The sequence below is a fragment of the Salipiger sp. PrR003 genome, from assembly GCF_010500785.1.
Taxonomy (GTDB): Bacteria; Pseudomonadota; Alphaproteobacteria; order Rhodobacterales; family Rhodobacteraceae; genus Salipiger; species Salipiger pacificus_A.
The window spans coordinates 1-4,532 of record NZ_JAAGOV010000106.1 but is presented as its reverse complement, the minus strand read 5'-3'; the positions used below and the strand labels follow the sequence as shown (position 1 = coordinate 4,532).

Here is a 4,532-nt window from a genome sequence, read left to right as displayed (position 1 = left end):
GTCAGGTTTTCCAACGTGGGCCGCCATCGCGCAGAATACCGCCATCACCCCGCGGCCCACATCGAAAAACCTCCGACTTTGCTGCCGTTTGCTACGAGCGCGACATGCAGAGGATCCTGCGGGGATGAATCGCAGATAGCGAACGGCTCAGGAGAAGGATGAAGGCGATGGGAAACCACCTTATCGGAGTTTCTCATGACGCACTGAACCACCCCTATTGGTGGCACCGGCCGGTTCAGAACCTCTGCCCAACATAGACGTATGTCGAGAATTCTCCGTCTACGTTCCAGGCGCCGTCGACGGAGAAGTCCAGAGGAAACTTATGCGAAAGCCGATAGCGCAGACCGACGCCGCCGGCTGCGAGAATTTTCGCGTCTCCAAACTCGTTGAACGAACTGGCCCCCACAGACCCGCCGCCAAATACCGTCAGCCCGATCCTTTTTGTCGCGCGTAGGCCGAAGACGCTATTTTTTGCCGAATTATCGGTCGCATAATGGCAATCCGGCGCGCAACGTGGTGCACGCACCAACGCGGTGGAACTGAGGGTATCGGTTTAGGGTTGATACCTCTGGTGCAGCTCTTCTCAGGCCCCAAGTGGAGTAGGTAGGCGCACGTTCATTGCGATTTTACGGCATAGCCTATAGCCGTGAAAAATCGCGAGCGTTTGGCCAAGCTTGGGAAGGATCGTGCGACACAATCGGCGCTTCCAAATCGCCCGCCAGCTCGATCACCCACGCCGCGACCGACTTGTCCGAAGGGCAGATGTCGATATTCACGTCACGGTCCAGACGCCGACGGAATGCGCGGAGATCACCCTCTTCGCCCAACGACGTGCGGCAGGCGTCATGGGCCAGAACGATATGCGGCGTGACCCGCCGCGCCTGCAGCATATCGATCACGGTGCGCAGGGCCTCCAGATTTGGGGGCCCACCCTCCCAGCACATCACATCCATGCCATCGACGATAGCGAGGTCCCGGCGCCAAGCCCGCTGCGTCGCTTCAGGGTCATTGAAGGAGGCCCCGGACGCCTCCTGACTTGGCGACTCCGCTCTGGGATGGGCGCGATCGGAGTCGCCGACGACCAGACCAACTCGGGAGGCGCCTTCCCCGCCCTGAGACTCAATCACCTGCGCAGAGATCTGTTCCGAGGCCGCGTCCGGGTGCGCGTGAGAGGCGCGCAATTGAGTGGTGTTCACTTCCGTCAGGCGGCCGGTCGTGACGAGTTCCGAAGTTCCCATACCCATGGAAGCTGGATATCTCCGCAACCAGGCAAGCGGCTTTCGGAGGATGTCAAATAAGTACCTGAGAAACATTTTTCGTGTCATTGCTGCGGTGCAGCGCAAAGATTATAGAAATGCTGACCGCAACAGCGGCACCGATACGGACTCGGCCAATTGCCGCGGCCCCAACACTGTCGCACCATCGCTCTGGCGAAGTCCAGCGGCATGATGAATGGCAACCGTGACGGTGAAGCAATCCCTTTGCCGCCTGCAGATTCCCGCGGCACGACTTGAGGACACGTCCCGATGGGTGATTTTGTCAATGTCTGCGGCCCGAAACGGCATGTCTGGCACGGTGCGCACATCTCGGAAACAGAGAGGGCCGAAAATCATGTCGTGACCAGTCTCGGCAACTTCAGACGCGACCGCTACGGCACACTCCGCCTTGAGACCGACCCCGCATTCCACATTGAGGAGGACCCGGAGGTAGAGCAGACTTGACCAGGATGCCCGTCACCTGCTTGGAATGTCACCAAGATTTTCCACTTGGAGCAAAACCTACCCTGGTCCAAGATTTGGGCGTGAATGAAACATGTGCACCCAAGATCAAAGTCAGGGTCATGCCGGGACGATGAAGCAACAGACAAGCATCCCGCAGCTCGAAGGCGCCCTCGAAAGCCATCTCGCCGCGATCGTCGAGGGCTCCCACGATGCCATCATCACCAAGACTCTCGATGGTCGCATCATGAGCTGGAATCCAAGCGCGGAGCGCCTCTTTGGCTATGCCGCGGGCGAAGCAGTCGGTCGGCCCATCACGATGATCATCCCCGAAGACCGCTTGCACGAAGAGGTTGACATCATCCGGCGCCTGAAACTCGGCGAGCGGATTGAGCACTTCGAGACGGTCCGACGCCGCAAGGACGGAAGCCTCGTCGACCTGTCTCTCACCATCTCTCCCGTCAAGGACGCGGCTGGAAACATCGTCGCGGCCTCGAAGATTGCACGAGACATCAGCCTGCGAAAGCAGGTCGAAGAGCAGCAACGCGTCCTTCTGGCCGAGATGCGGCATCGGGTTGGCAATAGCTTCGCTATCGCCAGCGGCTTGATCAGCGTCTGTGCACGTGAGGTCGACACGGCACAGGAGCTCGCAGCGGTGATGAAGGATCGGCTGCTGGCACTCTCTTCGGCACAGTCCCTTGCCGTCAGCGATCCCCTCGTGCCGATGCGCTCAGGCGTTTCGCTCAGCGAGTTGGTGGGCATAGTCGTCAAACCTTTCCGAGCCAACCCCTTAGCTCTACAAGGCGCTGACGTTACTCTGTCAGGATAGAGCCCTGACGCCCCTCGCATTCGTGTTCTACGAGCTTTGCACCAACTCGGTCAAATATGGCGCGCTTGGGCAGGACGGCGGCACGTTTACCGTGCATTCCCGGATCAATGGGGACAGGCTCGAGATCAACTGGCTGGAAAGGGGATGCTTCGAGGCAATCCCTCGTCCGGGCCCCGAAGACGGTTTCGGAACCCGCATGTGTACGCGCATGCTCTCCACGCTTGGGGGGACTTTCAGGCGAGACGTCACGCCCGACACTGTGAGCGCCGAAATCACCATGGGTCTCAACGCCGCGGTTCACTGCGACTAGCCTCGGTTAAGCCAGCGTACCTTCGTCGTGACGGCATTCAAGCGCGGCGGGGCAGTGCGTCGACGTCCTCTCGCTGTTGCAAAGATTTGTCAGCCGAAACCGCGACAATGGCGAAGTTGCGGGGCGGCTCGGGGTCGTTCCTAGAGTCCATGACCAAAATACCTCAACAACCACTTGGCCGAGACGCTCTAGACCCCATGATCGCGTTGCAAGGTGATTAGGTCGGCGGTCTCTCCCACGGCATTCTGCATGCGAGGGTTGCTCCGGATGACCCGGTGCCGAGCCTCAGGAATGGGGGAGAGACCAGATGCAGGATAGCACGTTCATCGGGCTGGATGTCCACAAGGCAACGATTTCGGTGGCGGTTGCCGAGGGCGTTCGAGGCGGCGAGGTCCGCCACCTCGGCACCATCCCGCACCGCGCCGACCATGTTCGAAAGCTTGTCGAGAAGCTGGGATCCGGCGGCCGCAATCTTCACTTTTGCTACGAAGCCGGCCCCTGTGGCTATGGTCTGCATCGGCAGCTCGTCGAGATGGGGCATGACTGCGTTGTGGTGGCACCCTCGCTGATACCGGTCAGAAGCGGAGACCGGGTGAAGACGGACCGCCGCGATGCCGTCATGCTGGCGAAGCTGCACCGAGCGGGCGAGCTGACCGCGGTCTGGGTTCCGGATGCGGCGCATGAGGCCATGCGCGACTTGGTGCGCGCCCGCGCGACAGCGATGCGCGTCACCGGCAAGGCGCGACAACACCTGCAGGGCTTCCTGTTGCGCCACAGCCGCGTCTATCCCGGGAAGAAGGGCTGGACGGTCGCTTACAGGCGCTGGCTGACGACGGTGCGCTTTGACCACCCCGCGCAGCAGATCGTGTTCCAGGATTATGTGGATGCGGTCAGCGATGCCGAGGCGCGGGTCGCGAAGCTGACCGGGCAGATTGCCGAGCTGCTGCCAGACTGGGACCTCGCGCCCGTGGTAGAGGCGGTCCAGGCCATGCGCGGTGTTGCATTCATTGTCGCCGTCACCGTCGTGGCCGAAGTGGGGGACTTCAACCGGTTCGGCAATCCGCGTCAGCTGATGGCCTATCTCGGTCTCACACCCTCGGAGCGTTCCAGTGGTGTCACAGTGCGCCGCGGCGGGATAACCAAGGCGGGCAGCGGACTCGCACGGCGGGCGCTGATCGAAGGCGCCTGGAGCTACCGCATGCAGCCGCGGGTCAGCCGCAAGCTACACGACCGGCTCGAGGCGTTGCCGGCGGCCGTGCGCGACATCGCCTGGAAAGGGCAGTTGCGGATGTGCCAGCGGTATCGCCGCCTGGCCGCGGTCGGGAAACCAAAGGTGGTCGTTACAACAGCCATCGCCCGCGAGATGGTCGGCTTCATATGGGCCATCGCACGGATGGTGACGGCAGTCCCGGCCAGCACAGCCGGACAGCGCGCCTAGAAAAGGGACGCTTCTTCGGCCCGCTGATGCGCAAGGCCGGGGGCGGAACGCGGTGGGGAATCCTCGTGCCCTGTTATGAGCCGGCATTGCCGACGCTCGCTCTTTAGACCGAGGCAGCCCCAGGACGAAACCACGGTCATGCGGTAACCAACCCGCGCATGAGAGCTTGCTCAACCGTCGTCTCAGTTCCGTCCCCAGCCTTGCGCATCTACAACACGCAGCGCCCGGCACCGCCGG

4 protein-coding genes are annotated in these 4,532 nt (G+C 61.8%); 3 read left to right on the top strand and 1 reads right to left on the bottom strand.

What is annotated here, in order from left to right:
- Nucleotides 1-638: 638 nt before the first annotated feature.
- Entirely contained in the window at nucleotides 639-1,244 is a 606-nt protein-coding gene (locus G0D83_RS29530; RefSeq protein ID WP_164198145.1) for a hypothetical protein, read from the bottom strand.
- Nucleotides 1,245-1,526: 282 nt separating this feature from the next.
- Between G0D83_RS29530 and G0D83_RS29525 the strand changes: the two genes are divergently transcribed.
- The 3 genes from G0D83_RS29525 (at nucleotide 1,527) to G0D83_RS29515 (ending at nucleotide 4,295) form a co-directional block, all read left to right on the top strand.
- Nucleotides 1,527-1,721 carry a hypothetical protein gene (locus G0D83_RS29525; RefSeq protein ID WP_164198143.1) on the top strand — a complete coding sequence of 65 codons (195 nt, stop codon included), beginning with the start codon at nucleotides 1,527-1,529 and terminating at the stop codon, nucleotides 1,719-1,721.
- A 130-nt stretch (nucleotides 1,722-1,851) separates the two neighbouring features.
- Complete coding sequence (locus G0D83_RS29520; RefSeq protein WP_203595682.1) at nucleotides 1,852-2,547, top strand: PAS domain S-box protein; 696 nt, start codon at nucleotides 1,852-1,854, stop codon at nucleotides 2,545-2,547.
- 617 nt (nucleotides 2,548-3,164) lie between these two features.
- The gene (locus G0D83_RS29515) at nucleotides 3,165-4,295 is read left to right on the top strand and encodes an IS110 family transposase (protein ID WP_164198138.1); all 1,131 of its coding nucleotides are present in this window, start codon (nucleotides 3,165-3,167) and stop codon (nucleotides 4,293-4,295) included.
- The last annotated feature ends 237 nt before the right edge of the window (nucleotides 4,296-4,532 follow it).

Bases quoted from the DNA above. Each gene is read 5' to 3' on its own strand.
- G0D83_RS29530 (WP_164198145.1), bottom strand. From the start codon at position 1,244: ATGGGTATGGGAACTTCGGAACTCGTCACGACCGGCCGCCTGACGGAA.
- G0D83_RS29525 (WP_164198143.1), top strand. From the start codon at position 1,527: ATGGGTGATTTTGTCAATGTCTGCGGCCCGAAACGGCATGTCTGGCAC.
- G0D83_RS29520 (WP_203595682.1), top strand. From the start codon at position 1,852: ATGAAGCAACAGACAAGCATCCCGCAGCTCGAAGGCGCCCTCGAAAGC.
- G0D83_RS29515 (WP_164198138.1), top strand. From the start codon at position 3,165: ATGCAGGATAGCACGTTCATCGGGCTGGATGTCCACAAGGCAACGATT.